The following is a 17497-nucleotide window of genomic DNA, read 5'->3' on the forward strand; positions in this document are numbered from 1 at the left end:
ATGATGCTGACGAGCGCACTTCCAGACCACGAAGACCTGATGCAACGCATCGCCCGTGATTTGATCGACAGCTATGACGAGGAGTTGGAGCTGGAGATCGAAGACCGCAATATCGGCGACCTCGATCCCGCCGCCCGCGCCACCGACAAGGCCGCGCGGCAGGCGTACTTCAAGGAGCTGTTCCGCCTGCAGGGCGAACTGGTGAAGCTGCAGGACTGGGTGCAGCACAGCAAGCAGAAGGTGGTCATTCTTTTCGAAGGCCGCGACGCGGCGGGCAAGGGCGGCGTGATCAAGCGCATTACCCAGCGCCTGAACCCGCGCGTGGCGCGCGTGGCCGCGCTGCCGGCGCCCAACGACCGTGAACGCACCCAGTGGTACTTTCAGCGCTATGCCGCGCACCTGCCGGCAGCCGGCGAAATGGTGCTGTTCGACCGCAGCTGGTACAACCGCGCCGGCGTCGAGCGCGTGATGGGCTTTTGCACCGACGACGAGTACGAAGAGTTCTTCCGCACCGTGCCGGAGTTCGAGAAGATGCTGGTGCGCTCGGGCATCAAGCTCATCAAATACTGGTTCTCCATTACGGACGACGAGCAGCACATGCGCTTTCTCGGCCGCATTCACGATCCGCTCAAGCAATGGAAGCTGAGCCCCATGGACCTCGAAAGCCGCCGCCGCTGGGAGGAATACACCAAGGCGAAGGAAATCATGCTGGAACGCACCCACATTCCCGAGGCGCCCTGGTGGGTGGTGCAGGCGGTCGACAAGAAGAAGGCGCGGCTGAACTGCATCAGCCACCTGCTGGGCCAGCTGCCTTACCAGGAAGTGGCGCATCCGCCAGTTCAACTGCCCGCACGGGAGCGCCACGCCGACTACCTGCGCCAGCCGGTGCCGGCGAGCATGATCGTGCCGGAGATCTACTGAAGCACGGGGCGGGCTCCCGGCCTTCACCGCCCCGTTTGGACGCCCGGCGCTTTGCCTTCACACTGCGCCCATGGTTCGCCGCTCCACCACTGCTTCTCTTTTCGCCCGCGCCTACGAGCGCAACCTGAAAGCCCTCACCAAGCTCACGCTGAGCAACAGCAAGCGCGTGACGGGGCAGGTGCAGCGCGCCACCGCCAAGCGCCTCAAGCCGCCGCCGGGCCGGGGCGATTGGCTCAGCGGCATGGCGCTGGGCCCAGGCGGCGCGCGCGGCTATCACCTGTTTCGCCCGGCCGACCTGAAGCTGAAGCCCGGCGAAAGGCTGCCGCTCATGGTCATGCTGCACGGCTGCGGCCAGACCGGGCGCGACTTTGCGGCCAGCACGCGCATGAACGCGCTCGCGGTGCGGCAACGCTTCCTGGTGCTCTACCTGGAACAAGACAGGCTGGCCCATCCGCAAGGCTGCTGGAACTGGTACGAGCGGCGCTCGGGCAAGGCCGACGCCGAAGCCGCCACGCTGATGGCGGCCATCGACCAGGCCTGCGTGCTGTATCCGGTGGATCGCGAGCGCATCGCGCTGGCCGGTCTCTCGGCCGGGGCCAGCATGGCGGCGCTGCTGGCAACCCGCTACCCGCTGCGCTTTCGCGCCGTGGTCATGCATTCAGGCGTGGCGCCGGGCGCCGCAAAAAGTTCGGCCACCGCGCTGGGCGCGATGCGCGGCCAGCACACGCCGCCGATGCCCTCCACCGCGGTTGGCAAGGCGATGGGCGCCGCCGCCGTCTTCGCGACATTGCCGCCGATGCTGGTGCTGCATGGCGACGCCGATGCCGTGGTGGCGCCGAGCAACGCCGTCAACAGCGCGGCTGTGTGGGCCACGGCGGTGGGCGCAAAGCCGGGCCTCTCGCGCACGCTCCAGCGCGGCAAGCGGCACCCGATGCGGGTGACCCAGTTCCGCCGCAGGGGCCGCACGCTCGTCACGCTGTGCGAGATTGCGGGCCTGGGCCATGCCTGGAGCGGCGGGGCGGCCAGCCTGCTGTTCAGTGACCCGGCCGGGCCGGATGCGACCCGGATGGTCTGGGCTTTTGCGGCGGCGCAGTTCAAGCTGGAGGCGCCGGAGCTTGACCTGACACCCGTACGCTGAGACGGCCGGGTTGGCACCCTGAGTACCTCCGTGTACGCCACCCGGCGTATTTCTCGCGCGCGGTCGAATCCGCAGACTTCCCTCCATCGTCCGGCGAGCCCGGCGAAAAGGTTTCAACCACCCCGGAGCAGGAGTCCACATGCAACGTCGTTTCACCCTCAAGGCGCTTACCGCCGCCGTCGCGCTGGCCAGCATCGCTGCTGCGCCCGTCACATCCGCATTGGCCGCCGACACCATCAAGGTCGGCGTGCTGCACTCGCTGTCGGGCACGATGGCCATTTCTGAAACCGTGTTGAAAGACACGGTGCTGATGGCCATTGACGACATCAACAAGAAGGGCGGCGTGCTGGGCAAGCAGCTCGAGCCCGTGGTGGTCGACCCGGCTTCCAACTGGCCGCTGTTCGCAGAAAAGACCAAGCAGCTGTTGGGCCAGGATAAGGTTTCGGTGATCTTCGGCTGCTGGACCTCGGTGTCGCGCAAGTCGGTGCTGCCCGTCGTTGAAGAAATGAACGGTCTCCTGTTCTACCCCGTGCAGTACGAAGGCGAAGAGCTCTCCAAGAACGTGTTCTACACGGGCGCCGCGCCCAACCAGCAAGCCATTCCGGCCGTCGACTACCTCATGAGCAAGGAAGGCGGCGGCGCCAAGCGCTGGGTGCTGCTGGGCACCGACTACGTCTACCCCCGCACGACCAACAAGATCCTGCGCGCCTACCTGAAAAGCAAGGGCGTGAAGGACACCGACATCGACGAGAAGTACACCCCCTTCGGCCACAGCGACTACCAGACCATCGTCGCCGACATCAAGAAGTTCTCGGCTGGCGGCAAGACGGCCGTGGTGTCGACCATCAACGGCGACTCGAACGTGCCGTTCTACAAGGAACTTGGCAACGCCGGCCTGAAGGCCAAGGACGTGCCGGTGGTGGCCTTCTCGGTGGGCGAGGAAGAACTGCGCGGCGTGGACACCAAGCCGCTGGTCGGCCACCTGGCCGCATGGAATTACTTTATGTCGATCAAGAACCCGACCAACACCGCGTTCATCAAGCAGTGGAGCGACTACGCCAAGGCCAAGAACATCGCCGGCCACAAGGACAAGCCGCTCACCAACGACCCGATGGAAGCCACCTGGATCGGCATCCACATGTGGAAGCAGGCCGTTGAGAAGGCCAAGAGCACGGACACCGACAAGGTGATCGCAGCGATGGCCGGCCAGACCTTCACCGCCCCCTCGGGCATCGTCTCGAAGATGGACGAGAAGAACCACCACCTGCACAAGAGCGTGTTCATCGGCGAGATCAAGGCCGACGGCCAGTTCAGCGTGGTGTGGAAGACGCCGGGCCCGGTCAAGGCCAAGCCTTGGAGCCCGTACATCGAAGGCAACGACAAGAAGCCGGATCAGCCGGCTGGCAAGTCGCTGTAATCAGCATCGGCAAGTCCCTTGCCTTGCTCCCTCTCCCCTCGGGGAGAGGGTGGGGGTGAGGGCAGCGGCGGTCATTTGGCCGCCGTGTCTGTTGAAAGGCCGACGGCCCTCACCCCAACCCTCTCCCCTGGGGGGAGAGGGGGCAACACGAATTTCACAATGCTTCGACGAACCCTTCACTGCGCACTCGCCGCCATGCTCCTCATGGCATCGGCCGCTCACGCGTTGACCGCCGAAGAAGCCAAGGCCATCGCCTCCGGTGAATCCGAATCGCGCATCACCGCGCTCAACAAGGCCGTGCTCACGGCGGACGAAAAAACCGCCGCTTTCATCCAGGCCATGTCGGAAGACGCGGTCAAGTACACCGAAGACAAGGTCTTCGTGATGAAGGATGACAAAGGCTACGACCCCGTGACTGGCGCCGAGCTGAAGGTGCCCGATACGGCCGAGGACGTGGTCAACAACAACCTGATGCGCGGCGCGCTCGATGCCGCGCAGGCCGCGCTCAAGCTCACGAGCAAGGACGACGCGGTGCGCGCCGAAGCCGCGCAGGCGCTCTTCAAGGAGCCCGACGAATCCCGCGTGCCCATGGTCGAGAAGGCGCTGGCCGCCGAGACCAACCCAGGCATCAAGGCGCAGCTCCAGCTGGTGCGCGCTGCCAGCATGCTCAGCAGCGCCGACAAGACCAAGCGCCTGGCCGCGGCCAAGGAACTCGGCGCCAACAGCAGCCCCGACACCAAGCTGCTGCTCAACCAGCGGCTCGCCGATGAAACCGAGGCGGACGTCAAGGCCGCCATCATCGCTTCCATTGCCAGCATCGACGGCTCGCTGGTGTGGGGCGACCGCATCAACGCCGTGTTCAGCGGCATCAGCCTGGGCTCGGTGCTGCTGCTGGCCGCGCTGGGCCTGGCCATTACCTACGGCCTGATGGGCGTCATCAACATGGCGCACGGCGAGCTGATGATGATCGGCGCCTACGCCACCTACGTGATGCAGGGCATCTTCCAGCGCTACATGCCCGAGGCGGCATTCGGTTGGTACCTGGTCGCAGCCATTCCGGTTTCGTTCCTCGCATCGGCGCTGGTGGGCGCGGTGCTCGAACGCGGCGTGATCCGCTTTCTTTACGGCCGCCCGCTCGAAACGCTGCTCGCCACCTGGGGCATCAGCCTGATGCTGCAGCAGCTTGTGCGGTCGCTCTTCGGCGCACAGAACGTCGGCGTGGAAAACCCCGGCTGGATGAGCGGCGGCTTCACCATGCTGAGCAACGTCACGCTGCCGTGGAACCGCATCTGCATCATCATCTTCGCGGCGCTGGTGCTGCTGGCCATGGGCTGGCTCATCGGCCGCACGCGCCTGGGCCTGTTTGTGCGCGGCGTCACGCAGAACCGGCCCATTGCCTCGTGCATGGGCGTGAACACGGCGCGCATCGACACCTACGCCTTTGCGCTTGGCTCCGGCATCGCGGGCCTTGCGGGTTGTGCGCTGAGCCAGATCGGCAACGTGGGGCCCGACCTCGGCCAGAGCTACATCGTCGACAGCTTCATGGTGGTCGTGATGGGCGGCGTCGGCCAGCTCGCGGGCACCGTGTATGCGGCGCTGGGGCTCGGCGTTCTCAACAAGTTCATCGAAGGCTGGGCGGGCGCGGTGCTCGCGAAGATCGCGGTGCTCGTTTTCATCATCATCTTCATTCAGAAGAGACCTCAAGGCATCTTTGCCATGAAGGGCCGGAGCGCAGAAGCATGAGCAGCAAGGTCGTACTTCCAACCAAGGGCCCGCTGTTGAGCGGCAAGGGCTGGACAGCCTTCTTCGTCGCACTCATCGTCGTATGCGCGTTGGCGCCGGTGCTCAACATGTGGGTGCCCGCGGACAGCCCGCTGCACATGAGCGACTACGCGGTGGCGCTCGTCGGCAAGATCATGTGCTACGCCATCTGCGCGCTGGCCATGGACCTGATCTGGGGCTACACCGGCATCCTCTCGCTGGGCCACGGCCTGTTCTTCGCGCTGGGCGGCTACATGATGGGCATGTACCTCATGCGGCAGATCGGCCGCGACGGCAACTACAAGAGCGACCTGCCGGACTTCATGGTGTTTCTCGACTGGAAGACGCTGCCCTGGCACTGGACCTTCAGCGACAGCTTCATCGCCACGCTGGTCCTCATCGTCGCAGTGCCGGGTCTCATTGCCTTCGTGTTCGGCTTCTTCGCCTTCCGCTCGCGCATCAAGGGCGTGTACTTCTCGATCATCACGCAGGCCATGACCTTCGCGGCGATGCTGCTGTTCTTCCGCAACGAGACGGGCTTCGGCGGCAACAACGGATTTACCGACTTCAAGCGCATCCTGGGCATTCCGATTGCCACGCAAGAGATGCGCATGACGCTCTTCGCGCTCACGGGCATCACGCTGCTCGGCTTCTTCCTGTTTGCAAAATGGCTCATCGGCAGCAAGTTCGGCCGCGTGCTCCAGGCCATTCGCGATGCGGAAACGCGCGTGATGTTCTCGGGCTACAACCCGCTGCCTTACAAGCTCACCATCTGGGTCATCTCGGCCGTGATGTGCGGCGTGGCCGGTGCGCTGTACGTGCCGCAGGTCGGCATCATCAACCCTGGCGAAATGAGCGCGGCCAACTCCATCGAGATCGCGATCTGGGCGGCCGTGGGCGGACGCGCGACGCTGATCGGGCCGATCATCGGTGCCTTCATCGTCAACGGTGCGAAGAGCTGGCTCACGGTGGCGTACCCCGAGTACTGGTTGTACTTCCTGGGCGCCTTGTTCATTGCTGTCACGCTGTTCCTGCCGAACGGCATCGTGGGCCTGGTGAAGAAATGGCTGTCGCGCGAGAAGGCGGCGCCCGCTGCACCGAGTGCCGGCCGCGAGGAAGCGCAGCGCGCCATGGCTGCCGCGCAGGGCATGGAGCCCGAGGCGCTGCATGCGCCGCTCGCGCCCGAAGTGAAGGGAGCGCGCGCATGAGCCGCCGGGCCGCTCCCAAGCCGAATACCGCAGCGCGAAGCGCGGAGGTTTCTGAATGACCCCCGACCTGATGGAAGCCGGCGCCGAGCGCGCCGCCCGTGCCAAGGGCATGCACTACGTGAGTGGCAGCACCGAGTCGGGCGGGCGTTCCGCCGACTTCGGCCGCATTGCCACGCCGGGCGAGGTCGACGTGACGCACGGCCGCATCCTGTACCTTGAAGACGTGAGCGTGAGCTTCGACGGCTTCAAAGCCATCAACAAGCTGTCTCTCGACATTGCACCGGGCGAGCTGCGCTGCATCATCGGCCCCAACGGTGCGGGCAAGACGACGATGATGGACATCATCACCGGCAAGACCCGGCCCGACGAAGGCACGGTGTTCTTCGGCAGCACCATCGACCTGCTGCGCCACCGCGAAGCCGACATTGCCCAGCTGGGTATCGGCCGCAAGTTCCAGAAGCCGACGGTGTTCGAGCACCTCACCGTGTTCGAAAATCTCGAGCTCGCGCTCAAGACCAACAAGGGCGTTCGCGCGTCGATGCTGTTCAGGCTCGCCTCGGCGCAGAGCGACCGGCTCGCCGAAGTTCTGCACACCATCCACCTGGCCGAAAGCGTGTCGCGCCTGGCCGGCAACCTGAGCCACGGCCAGAAGCAGTGGCTCGAAATCGGCATGCTGCTGATGCAGGACCCGAAGCTGCTGCTGCTCGACGAACCCGTGGCCGGCATGACCGACGAAGAAACCGCGCGCACCGCCGAGCTGTTTCTCACGCTCAAGGGCAAGCACTCGCTGATGGTGGTGGAGCACGACATGAGCTTCATCCGCACCATTTCCGAGATCGTGACCGTGCTGTGCGATGGATCGGTGCTCGCTCAAGGCACGTTGGACGAAGTGCAGTCCGACGAACGCGTGATCGAGGTTTATCTTGGGCGGTGAACGGGTCGCTGTGGGTGTCCGGGGCACAGCCCCCGTAGCCGCGGTCAGAGCGGTGATGCGCTCCCTGACTTCCTCCCTCTCCCTCTGGGAGAGGGCTGGGGTGAGGGCCGACAGCCTCAGCACAGCGACCAGCGCCCGGCATGCGGTGCGGTGTGGGGCCGACCGCGCCATGGGGCATACCGGGCGCCTCCAACAAAGACAAGGGAAGGCGTCAAAAATATGCTGACAGTAAAAAACATCCACCAGTACTACGGCGGCTCCCACATCCTGCGCGACGTGAGCTTCGAGGCCACGCTGGGCAAGGTCACGGTGCTGCTGGGCCGCAACGGCGTAGGCAAGACAACGTTGCTCAAGTCGCTGATGGGCCTGGTCCCCATCAAGAGCGGCAGCATCGAGCTCGAAGGCAAGCCGATCCACAAGGCCACGCCATACGAGCGGGCAAGAGCCGGCATCGGCTTCGTCCCCCAGGGCCGCGAAATCTTCGCGCGTCTCACCGTCGAAGAAAACCTGCGCATGGGCCTGGCCTACAAGAGCGGCAGCACGCCCATTCCCGCGGAACTGTTCGAGCTGTTCCCCGTGCTCAAGCAGATGATCAACAGAAGAGGCGGCGATCTGTCGGGCGGGCAGCAGCAGCAGCTGGCCATCGCCCGCGCCCTCGCGCCCAAGCCCAAGCTCCTGATCCTCGACGAGCCGACCGAAGGCATCCAGCCCAGCATCATCAAGGACATCGGCCGCGTCATCCGCATGCTCGCCGACCGCGGCGACATGGCCATCGTGCTGTGCGAGCAGTACTACGACTTTGCAGAGGAGTTGGCCGACGACTACCTCGTGATGGAGCGCGGCGAGGTGATCGCGCGCGGCCTGGGCAAGGACATGGAAGCGCAGGGCGTGCGCCAGCTGGTGGCAATCTGAGGCGGCCGGCAGAAATTCAGGGTTTACCCTAGAATTTGGCTTCTGCCCGCACCGCCGGGCACCCTCCCAGGAGCCTGGTCTTGAACGTCTCCCCAGCCGCGCCCGACAGCAGCGCGGACACCGCTGATTCTTCTTCCGCATCGCCGCCCGTCAACTTCTTGCGGGCCGTCCTCGCGCTCGGCGTCGGCGGCTTCGCCATCGGCACCGGCGAGTTCGTGATCATGGGCCTGCTGCCTGAAGTGGCGAGCGACATCGCCGTCAGCATTCCGCAGGCCGGCCATGTCATCAGCGCCTATGCGCTGGGCGTGGTCATCGGCGCGCCCGTGCTCGCGGTGCTTGCCGCGGGTTGGCGCCGGCGCGCGCTGCTGATTGCGCTCATGGCCATTTTTGCCGCCGGCAACTTTGCCAGCGCCATGGCGCCGGGCTACATGTCGCTCAACCTGCTGCGCTTTGCGACCGGCTTGCCGCACGGCACCTACTTCGGCGTTGCCGCTCTGGTGGCGGCCACGCTCGCGCCACCCGGGCGGCGCGCGCGGGCCGTGGGCCTTGTCATGCTGGGGCTCACCGGCGCCACGCTCGTCGGCGTGCCGATTGCCGCCTGGCTCGGCCAGCTGTTCGGCTGGCGCGCGGCCTTCGTGTTCGTCGGCGTCATCGCGCTCATCGCCGTGGCGCTGCTGCGCCGCGACATTCCCGATCTTGCGGCGCCAGCAGGCGCCAGCCCCTGGCGCGAGCTTGGCGCGCTCAAGCGCAAGCAGGTGTGGTTCACGCTCGGCATCGGCGCCATCGGCTTCGGCGGCATGTTCTCGGTGTTCAGCTACATCAAGCCCACGCTCATCGAAGTGGCCGGCCTGCCGCTGGGCGGCGTGCCCTTCGTGCTTGCGCTGTTCGGCCTGGGCATGGTCACGGGGAACCTCGTCGGCTCGCGGCTGGCCGACAAGTCGCTCATGCGCACCATCGGCGGCCTGCTCGTCTATGCGGCGCTGGTGCTCGCGATCTTCACGTTTGCGGCGCACAACGTGTTCACCGCAGCGTTCAACGTCTTTCTCATCGGCACCACCGTCGCCATCGGCCCGGCGTTGCAGATCCGCCTGATGGACGTGGCCGGCGATGCGCAAACGCTTGCCGCCGCGCTCAACCACTCGGCCTTCAACATGGCCAATGCGCTCGGCGCCTGGCTCGGCGGCGTGGCCATTGCGGCGGGCCTGGGCTGGACCTCGACCGGCTGGGTCGGCGCCTTGCTCGCGCTGGCGGGCATGGGCATCTTCGGCTGGGCGGTGATGAGCGCACGTGCCAGTGCAAGGTCGGGCAGGCATCTCGAAGCCACCTGAAATAGCTGGTGGCTGCAGGGTTGCCCGGCCGTGTCTATGATGGCCGGCGCCTTCCCTACCTCTCTCATCGCTTCGGATCGAGACCACCATGAGCATTCCCACCACCCGGCTCGGCCGCACGGGCCTGACCGTGTCGCGCCTTGCACTCGGCACCATGACCTTCGGCCTGCAGACCGACGAGGCCGTGTCGCACCGCATTCTCGATAAGGCCGCGGAAGGCGGCATCAACTTTCTGGATACGGCCGACGTGTACCCGCTTGGCGGCACTGTCGAAACCACCGGCTGCACCGAAGAAATCATCGGCCGCTGGCTGCAGAAGCAGGGCCCCACGGGCCGCCGCCGCTTCGTGGTGGCCACCAAGGCTGTGGGCAAGGTCGGCCCCCACAGCTGGGACCAGGGCGCCTCGCGCAAGCACCTGCTCGACGCCATCGATGCCTCGCTCAAGCGGCTGCAGACCGACCACGTCGACCTGTACCAGCTGCACAGCGACGACCGCGAGACACCGCTCGAAGAGAGCCTGGAGGCGCTCGACGTGATCGTCAAGTCGGGCCGCGCGCGCTACATCGGCGTGTCCAACTTTCTGGCCTACCGGCTGGCCCGCGCCCTCGGCAAGGCCGAGCTGCACAAGCTCACGCGCTACGTGTCGGTGCAGCCGCGCTACAGCCTGCTGTTCCGCGAAATCGAACGCGAGCTGCTGCCGCTGGCAGGCGAAGAGGGCCTGGGCGTGATTCCGTACAACCCGCTGGCCGGCGGCCTGCTCACCGGCAAGTACAAGCCCGGTGCCAAGCCCGAGGAAAACACGCGCTTCACGCTGGGCACCGCGGGCGGCATGTACCAGGACCGCTACTGGAACGAGCGCAGCTTCAACACGGTGACGCAGCTGCACAAGCTCGCCGAAGAAGCCGGTGTGCCGCTGGCCACGCTGGCGGTCGCGTGGGTCATGGCCAATCCGCTCATCACCGCGCCGCTGCTCGGCGCCAGCCGGCCCGAACAGCTCGACGCGACGCTGGCCGCCGCGGAATACAAGCTCGACCCGGCACTGAAGCAGAAGCTCGACGAGCTCACGGCCGAATACCGCAAGGGCGACGCGCCCCGCTAGGCCCTGAACGAGTGAACCCCCACCTCGCGCTGCCGCCATGGCACAGCTGATGTCGCTGCTGGTGCAGAACGCGATCGCGATCGTCTTCGCGGCGAGCTTTGCCGCGCGCCTCGGCTTGCCGGTGCCCGCCGCTGCCGTGCTGGTGGTTTCGGGTGCGCTGCTGGCGGCCGGCAATGTCTCGGTGGTGGGCGTGGTGCTGGCTGCGGTGCTGGCCAACCTGCTGGGCGACGGCGCGTGGTTCTATGCCGGGCGGCGTTTTGGCTACCGCTTCATGCGCCTTCTGTGCCGCATCTCGCTGTCGCCCGACTCATGCGTGCGGCGCGGCGAATCGCTCATCGGCCGATGGGGCGGCCTCTCGCTGTTGGCCGCCAAGTTCGTGCCCGGCGTCTCGGTGGTGGCACCGCCGATGGCCGGCGCGCTGGGCATGTCGGTGTGGCGCTTCATCGGGTTCGACATTGGTGCCGCGCTCATCTGGACCGGCGTTTTCCTGGGGCTCGGCTGGGCTTTTCGCGAGCAGATCCAGGAGGTCCTGGCCATGCTCGCGCAAGCCGGCGGCATTGCAACGCTGGCGCTGGTCGTGGTGCTGGCCGTGATGGTGGTGGTGCGCTGCTGGCGCCGCCGCGCATTCATGCGGCTCACCGGCATGCCGCGCATTACCGTGGAAGAGTTGCACGACTTGCTGGCCGGCGAGGCACCGCCGCTGATCATCGACGTGCGCGGCGAGGCCGGCCTGCAGGTCGACCCGCGCCGCATTCCGGGTGCGCTGTCGTACACGCTCAAGGCGCTGCAGCAGCGGCATGGAGAGCTGCCGCTTGTCGGCGGGCGCGACGTGGTGCTTTACTGCAATTGCCCCAACGAGGTGTCGGCCGCCCAGGCCGCGCGCTTGCTGCTGGCCCGCGGCGCGCGCCGTGCGCTGCCGCTCACCGGTGGGCTCGACGCATGGGTGGCATCGGGCCGGCCCACCAGCCTGCATTGATCAGTCCGGCCGCGCCTTAGGGCAGGACCGACCTCGCCCCGGTGGTAGTCTTGCCCTCCGATGAACCTCCGCACCAAGATCGTCGCGCTGGCCGTTGCACCGCTGCTCATCGCGCTGGTGCTGGTTGCGCTGGCGGTGCGCCACCAGGAGCATGACCTGGCGCGGCGCGAGCGTGCGCTCATCGAGAAAAGCTACATGGACCAGCGGCGCAGCGAACTGCGCAGCTACGTCGACCTGGCCGTGAGCATCGTGCGGCCGCTGTACGACGCGGGCCTGGACGACGAAGAAACCCGCAACGAAGCGCTGCGCCGCCTCGCCGCGCTCGACTACGGCGACGACGGCTACTTCTTCGTCTACGACATGCAGGGCCGCTCCCTCATGCATTCGCGCCAGCCCGACCTCGTGGGCAAGAACCTCTGGGACCTGCGCGACTCCCGCGGCCGCTTCACCATACAAGACCTGATTGCGGGCGCACGCACGGGCGGCGGCTATGTCGAATACGAATGGCGCAAACCCTCCAGCGAGCAGATGGCGCCCAAGCTCGGCTACGTCACCGCGCTGCCGCGCTGGAACTGGATGGTCGGCACCGGCCTGTACCTCGACGACATCGAAACCACCATGCAGGCGCTCGACCGGCAGATGAGCGCCAATGTCACCACCACGCTGCTCTGGATTGCCGGTATTGCCGCGCTGTGCCTGGGCGTGGTGAGCGCCACCGGCCTGCTGCTCAACCTCAGCGAACACCGCGTGGCCGAGGCAAAGCTGCGGTTGCTCGCACGGCGCGTGGTTCAGTCGCAGGAAGAAGAGCGCGGCCATCTGGCGCGCGAACTGCACGATGGCACCAGCCAGACGCTGGTGTCCGCCAAGCTGCTCATCGAATCCGCCGTGGACGCGCTCGACCGTGAAAGCCACACCGCACCGCCCGCACTGACCAAGGCGCTGCAAAGGCTCAATGATTCGCTGCTCGAAGTGCGCCGCATTTCGCACCGCCTGCGCCCGGCGCTGCTCGACACCCTTGGCCTGCCGGCCGCGCTGCAACGCCTGGGCGACGAGTTTGCGGAAGAGGGCGCCATCGATGCGTCCATCATGATCGAAGGCGAGGCCTTCGAACTCTCGCAAGAAGCCAAGACCGCGCTCTTTCGCGTCACGCAAGAGGCGCTGACCAACGTGCGCAAACATGCAAAGGCGAACCGCGTGCACATTGCCCTCGGCTTCTCGGACGAAGACGGCGTGCGGCTCGAAATTGGCGACGACGGCGAGGGCTTCGATGTGGACGCCATGCAGCTCGACCCGCGCCGCGGCATCGGCCTGCGCAACATGCGCGAGCGCATGGAGTCGATCGGCGGGCGCCTCAGCGTGCGGTCCGGCGAAGGCGGAACGACCATCGTGGCCGAAGTGCCGAGCCAGAGCGCCAAGCCTGAATAGCCGGATCACGCGATGAAAGACGCCGCCCGAAGCATCCGCCTCTTTCTGGTCGACGATCACCCGCTGGTGCGCGACGGCCTGCGCGCGCGGCTCGGCTCCATGCCAAACCTCGAGATCGTCGGCGAGGCGGGCAGCGCAGCCGAGGCGCTTGCGCTTGTCGAAGAACTGCGCCCCGACCTGCTGCTGATGGATGTCGGCATGAAAGACATGAACGGCATCGACCTGGCCGCGCTCGTGCTGCAACGCCAGCCCGCGCCGCACGTGGTGATGCTCAGCATGTACGACAACCCCGAGTACGTGCAGAAGGCCTTGCAGGTGGGCGCGCGCGGCTACGTGCTGAAAGACGCGCCCGCCGCCGAGATCGTCGCCGCCATAGAGGCCGTGTCGGCCGGCGGCACCTTCCTGAGCCCGGCCGTTTCAAAAAAGCTGTTCCGCAACCAGGCGCCCAAGCCGCTGCTCACGCCGCGCGAGAGCGAAATACTTACGGCGCTGGGCAGGGGTGAATCGAGCAAGCAGATTGCGCGCGACCTCGGGCTCAGCGTTCGCACCGTGGAGGCGCACCGGCAGAGCATCAAGAGGCGGCTGGGCATCGAAGGCCAGGCGGAGTTGATCAAGTATGCGGTGGAGCATGCGCGGGAGTTCGGGGGCGGGTGAGCCGCTGGGATCGGCTAGAAAAGCCCGCGCTGAGAAGTCGTCAAAGCCAGGAAGCTCTCTCCGATGGGCTGGAGAATGGCGTCGGCAATCGGCTGGAGCTGCCTGGTCAGATAGTGTTCGTAGTCGATGTGCGAATGGCGGGTTTCCAGCGGCTCCGGCCCGTTCCTGGTCATGACGTACTGAATCCAGCCGCCTTTCTGGTATTGCTTGGGCCGGCCGATCCGGCCATTGTGTTCGTCGGCGATGCGGGCGGCCCGCACCTGCGGCGGCACGTTGACCAGATAGGCGTCGAGCCGATGGCGCAGGCGCTTGCGGTAGATGAGCAGGTCGTCCTTGGCTCCGGCCAGTGTCGAGCTCGCATAGTCGGTCACGAATTCCCTGTAGGGCTCGCCCTGAAAAATGCGTGAAAGCAGGCCCTCCTGGAACTGCCGCGCCAACGGGGTCCAGTCGCTGCGCGCCATCTCCAGGCCGCGGTACACCATCTCTTCCCTGCCCGCGGCATCGACACTGAGACCCGCGTAGCGCTTCTTGCTGCCGACCTCCGAGCCGCGAATGGTGGGCATGAAGAACTTCTTGTAGTGCGTGTCCACCTCGATCTCGAGAAAGCTCTCCAGGCCCTGCTCGTCGCGCAGGGTATGCGTCCACCAGCTGTTGATGTCGGCCGCCAGGCTTGCCGCGACGGCGTGCGCCTCCTCGTTGGTATGGGTGCGCTTGAGCCAGATGAAGATGGAGTCGGTGTCGCCATAGATGGCCTCATAGCCCCGCTTCTCCACGAACTCGCGCGTGAGCTTCATCATCTCGTGCCCGCGCAGGGTGACGGCGGACACCAGCTCGGGGTTGAAGAAGCGGCACTCGGCCGCGCCCAGCACGCCGGCGAAGGAGTTCATGAGCAGCTTCAGCGCTTGCGACAGCGGCTCGTTCCTGGCTCGCTTGGCTTCGTCCCGGGCGTGCCAGAGCGTGGTCACGATGGCGGGCAGGCAGTGCCTGTCACGCGAAAAGACGGTACCCTTCGGGCCCCTGACGCACATGGCCGGGTCGCTGGCGTTCGAGCCCTCGACGAGGCCCACCGGATCGACCAGGAAGGTCCGGATGATGGAGGGATAGAGGCTCTTGTAGTCCAGCACCACGACGGAGTCGTAGAAGCCCGGCTTCGAGTCCATCACGTACCCGCCCGGATAGGCCTTGCTCGCAATTTCGCCCACATTCGGCGCCACGTAGCCCAGGCGGTGCATCCGCGGCATGTAGTGGTGGCTGAACGCGGCAATGGAGCCGCCGAAGTGATCGGCCTGCAGGCCGGTGGTCTGGGCCCGCTCCATGACGAATTGCAGCAGCTTGGCCTTGTCGAAGATCCGCAGGACCAGTTCGCAATCGCGGATGTTGTAGAGCGCGAGCGCGGGTTTGTCTTCCTGGTACCGCCGCTCGATCTCCGCCATCTTGTCGTATTCATCGCCGATGGCTTTGCCTTCACCGAGCATTGCTTGCGAGACGGTCTCCAGGCTGAAGGACGGAAAGCTCCATACCGCGGCCTTGAGCGCGTCGATGCCGTCGATGATGACCCGGCCCGGCGTAGGCGCGAACAGGTAGCCCTGCTTGCCCGGATGGGTCCGCCATTCGATCGGGCGGCCCTCCCGCCCCAGCAGGAGCTGCACGCCGCAGTCGTTGGCCGTCTTCTGCAGCACGCGCAGGTCGAACTGGATGACGTTCCAGCCGATGATGACGTCAGGGTCATTCCGCTCGAACCAGTCGTTGAGCTTTTCGATCATGGCCTTGCGGGAAGCGCAATAGATCAGCGAGAAGGCCGTGGGCTCGGTCGATTCGGCCGAAAGCTCTGGCGGCGGCTCGCCCAGCATGAAGACGGCGCGCTCCGGTGTGCCGTCCAGCGCAATGGAATAGAGCGCTTCGTTCTGGCTCGTCTCGATGTCCAGCGACACCACTGTCAGCACGGGACGGTACTCGGGCGCGGGCTTCAGTTTGCAGTCGACGATGGTGACGCTCTCTGCCCGCCCGCCTTCCACCCGCACGCCGGCGGTGATGAAGCGTTCCATCAGGTAGCGGTCGTGCGGGCGCACGTCGGCCTCGAGCAAGGAAATGCCCTGGGCCTGCAGGGCGCGGGCCAAACGGCCGAGCTGGCGGAAGTGCTTCGCATACACACCGAGGACAGGTTCCTGATGGAACGTCTTCAATTCAAGCTCACGCAACTGCACGTCCGGCATGGCCGTGAGGTGGGCTTCCACCGCAGCCCGATGCCGGTTGGCGACGAACGCGACGCTGCGGCGCGAGGTCAGCAACACTTTCCTCGGTCCCGCATCGGTTGCCAGCCAGTACTCGATCTCTGTACCGGCGGGCGCGTCACGCCAGTGGCGGGTGAGGATGAAGCCCTTGAGTTCGGTGGATGTCACGGGAGTCTGGATAACCGGAGAAAACAGGGGAGAGCGGAAGATTGGACTTGTGGCACAGGAGATTTTCGCCCGGCACCGTCCGAAAGCGGTCGCTCGCAAGAGCGCTTCCGCCCATGCGCTCGATCGGTCACGGGACGATGGCTATGCGTCCTGGCTGGGCACAATCTCAAAGACATCGCCGTTCGTGGGCGTCGCAGACTCGTGGTAAATGTCGTAGAGATACTGCGCCAGCTCGGCGTGAGGCACATCGGACGGAATCGCGAGTCCTGCCGGGCGACGCTTGCCGTCGTCTCCTGCGAGGTGAGCGGCCCATGCGTCACCGACTCGCTCGATGGCAATGATTCGCCCGAAAACGTTGAAGCGGTATCGCATGGAGCATCCATTCTCAAAAATCTCGGTCAACGACTGCCACTGGCTGCTCACCTGATCGAAGCACTCCAGAATTCATTCGCCGCCTTCCCCAGGAGCTCGCTGTCTCGATAGAGCCTGATCTCCAGCGGAACGGCCCACTCGCTGCTCGCTGCGGCGACAAGGCGCCCTTGGCCGATGTCTTCTTCCACAAGGGTCTGCGGCAGCCATGCGATACCCCTGCCGTCCAGCGCCATCGTCCGGAGCACCGAGGCCAAGTGGGCCGTGAAAACGACTTGGACATCGAGCGACTCCAGCCGCGGGCTCACCAAGGCGCGCATGATGCGCCCCAGCCCCGATTCCTCGCTGTACAAGAGCACCGGCACGGCCGACGCGCCCTTGCGCGCAAGTTGATGCAGCGGCTTGCCGGAGCCATCGGGTGCGGACACTGCAATCAGCATGTCCCCACCGATCCGGGCTGATTGGTATGTGTCTACATCGAGCGCGCCATGCGCATCAGGATGTGCATGGCTCAGGACGAACTGAACCTTGCTTTGCAGCATCAAAGATTCACAGCGCTGAAGCACGTCGGACATGAGCTGCACCGGCCCAAGCGTGATGCTTGACTCGAGGCTGCGAATCCATCGCGGCAGGAAGGTCATGGAAAGCGCATGCGTGCACGCAATGCGCAGGGTGACCGAACTCGCCTCCGCAACCTTCCTCGCGTCGCCCGGCACGCGGGCCACCCTTGCGGTCAATTCCTGCGCCACGCCGGCAAACCATTCGCCAACTTCGGTGAGCGTGGCGGGCTGCGTGCTGCGGTCGAACAGGTCGGCGCCGATCCACTCTTCCAGCGCGCGAATGCGGCGGCTGAATGCGGGCTGGGAGCTATGGCGTTCATCGGCCGCACGCGAGAAGTTGCCTGTTGCCGCCAACGCTAGGAAGTCGTCAAGCCAGATCAGGTTCATGTCCGGTTC

15 protein-coding genes are annotated in these 17497 nt (G+C 65.8%); 12 read left to right on the forward strand and 3 right to left on the reverse strand.

The window, feature by feature from the left end; translation table 11 throughout:
* Positions 1-3: 3 nt before the first annotated feature.
* From ppk2 to EJI00_RS13740, 12 genes are all read left to right on the forward strand, one after another.
* Positions 4-921, forward strand: coding sequence for a polyphosphate kinase 2 (gene ppk2 / locus EJI00_RS13685; RefSeq protein WP_409514024.1), 918 nt, complete (start codon positions 4-6; stop codon positions 919-921).
* Positions 922-991: 70 nt separating this feature from the next.
* Entirely contained in the window at positions 992-2059 is a 1068-nt protein-coding gene (locus EJI00_RS13690) for an alpha/beta hydrolase family esterase (protein WP_126748060.1), read from the forward strand.
* Between the two features lie 139 nt (positions 2060-2198).
* A complete protein-coding gene (urtA, locus tag EJI00_RS13695; protein WP_126748061.1) occupies positions 2199-3476 on the forward strand; it encodes an urea ABC transporter substrate-binding protein in 1278 nt (425 codons plus the stop codon).
* Positions 3477-3671: 195 nt separating this feature from the next.
* Positions 3672-5219: an urea ABC transporter permease subunit UrtB gene (gene urtB / locus EJI00_RS13700; protein ID WP_126748062.1), complete on the forward strand. Its 1548-nt coding sequence runs from the start codon at positions 3672-3674 to the stop codon at positions 5217-5219.
* Complete coding sequence (gene urtC, locus EJI00_RS13705; RefSeq protein ID WP_126748063.1) at positions 5216-6445, forward strand: urea ABC transporter permease subunit UrtC; 1230 nt, start codon at positions 5216-5218, stop codon at positions 6443-6445. The genes urtB and urtC overlap by 4 nt, the downstream gene beginning before the upstream one ends.
* 55 nt (positions 6446-6500) lie before the next feature.
* Positions 6501-7379 carry an urea ABC transporter ATP-binding protein UrtD gene (gene urtD, locus EJI00_RS13710; protein WP_126748064.1) on the forward strand — a complete coding sequence of 293 codons (879 nt, stop codon included), beginning with the start codon at positions 6501-6503 and terminating at the stop codon, positions 7377-7379.
* Positions 7380-7598: 219 nt separating this feature from the next.
* A complete protein-coding gene (urtE, locus tag EJI00_RS13715) occupies positions 7599-8291 on the forward strand; it encodes an urea ABC transporter ATP-binding subunit UrtE (RefSeq protein WP_126748065.1) in 693 nt (230 codons plus the stop codon).
* An 80-nt stretch (positions 8292-8371) separates the two neighbouring features.
* Positions 8372-9619: an MFS transporter gene (locus EJI00_RS13720; protein WP_126748066.1), complete on the forward strand. Its 1248-nt coding sequence runs from the start codon at positions 8372-8374 to the stop codon at positions 9617-9619.
* Between the two features lie 88 nt (positions 9620-9707).
* Positions 9708-10718, forward strand: coding sequence for an aldo/keto reductase (locus tag EJI00_RS13725; protein WP_126748067.1), 1011 nt, complete (start codon positions 9708-9710; stop codon positions 10716-10718).
* A 37-nt stretch (positions 10719-10755) separates the two neighbouring features.
* On the forward strand, positions 10756-11694 hold the full coding sequence (locus tag EJI00_RS13730; protein ID WP_126748068.1) for a VTT domain-containing protein: 939 nt from the start codon (positions 10756-10758) through the stop codon (positions 11692-11694).
* Between the two features lie 60 nt (positions 11695-11754).
* Positions 11755-13119, forward strand: coding sequence for a cache domain-containing protein (locus tag EJI00_RS13735; RefSeq protein ID WP_126748069.1), 1365 nt, complete (start codon positions 11755-11757; stop codon positions 13117-13119).
* Between the two features lie 12 nt (positions 13120-13131).
* Positions 13132-13773 (forward strand): response regulator transcription factor, encoded by a 642-nt coding sequence (locus tag EJI00_RS13740; protein WP_126748070.1) that lies wholly within the window; start codon positions 13132-13134, stop codon positions 13771-13773.
* 14 nt (positions 13774-13787) lie between these two features.
* Here the strand turns inward: EJI00_RS13740 and EJI00_RS13745 are convergent, their stop codons facing one another.
* From EJI00_RS13745 to EJI00_RS13755, 3 genes are all read right to left on the reverse strand, one after another.
* Positions 13788-16172, reverse strand: coding sequence for a DNA polymerase II (locus tag EJI00_RS13745; protein ID WP_126748071.1), 2385 nt, complete (start codon positions 16170-16172; stop codon positions 13788-13790).
* A gap of 141 nt (positions 16173-16313) precedes the next feature.
* Entirely contained in the window at positions 16314-16544 is a 231-nt protein-coding gene (locus EJI00_RS13750) for a hypothetical protein (RefSeq protein WP_126748072.1), read from the reverse strand.
* A 47-nt stretch (positions 16545-16591) separates the two neighbouring features.
* Positions 16592-17488: a LysR family transcriptional regulator gene (locus EJI00_RS13755; protein ID WP_126748194.1), complete on the reverse strand. Its 897-nt coding sequence runs from the start codon at positions 17486-17488 to the stop codon at positions 16592-16594.
* Positions 17489-17497: the final 9 nt, after the last annotated feature.

The sequence above is a fragment of the Variovorax sp. DXTD-1 genome (genome assembly GCF_003984625.1).
In the GTDB taxonomy this organism is placed as follows: domain Bacteria; phylum Pseudomonadota; class Gammaproteobacteria; order Burkholderiales; family Burkholderiaceae_C; genus Variovorax.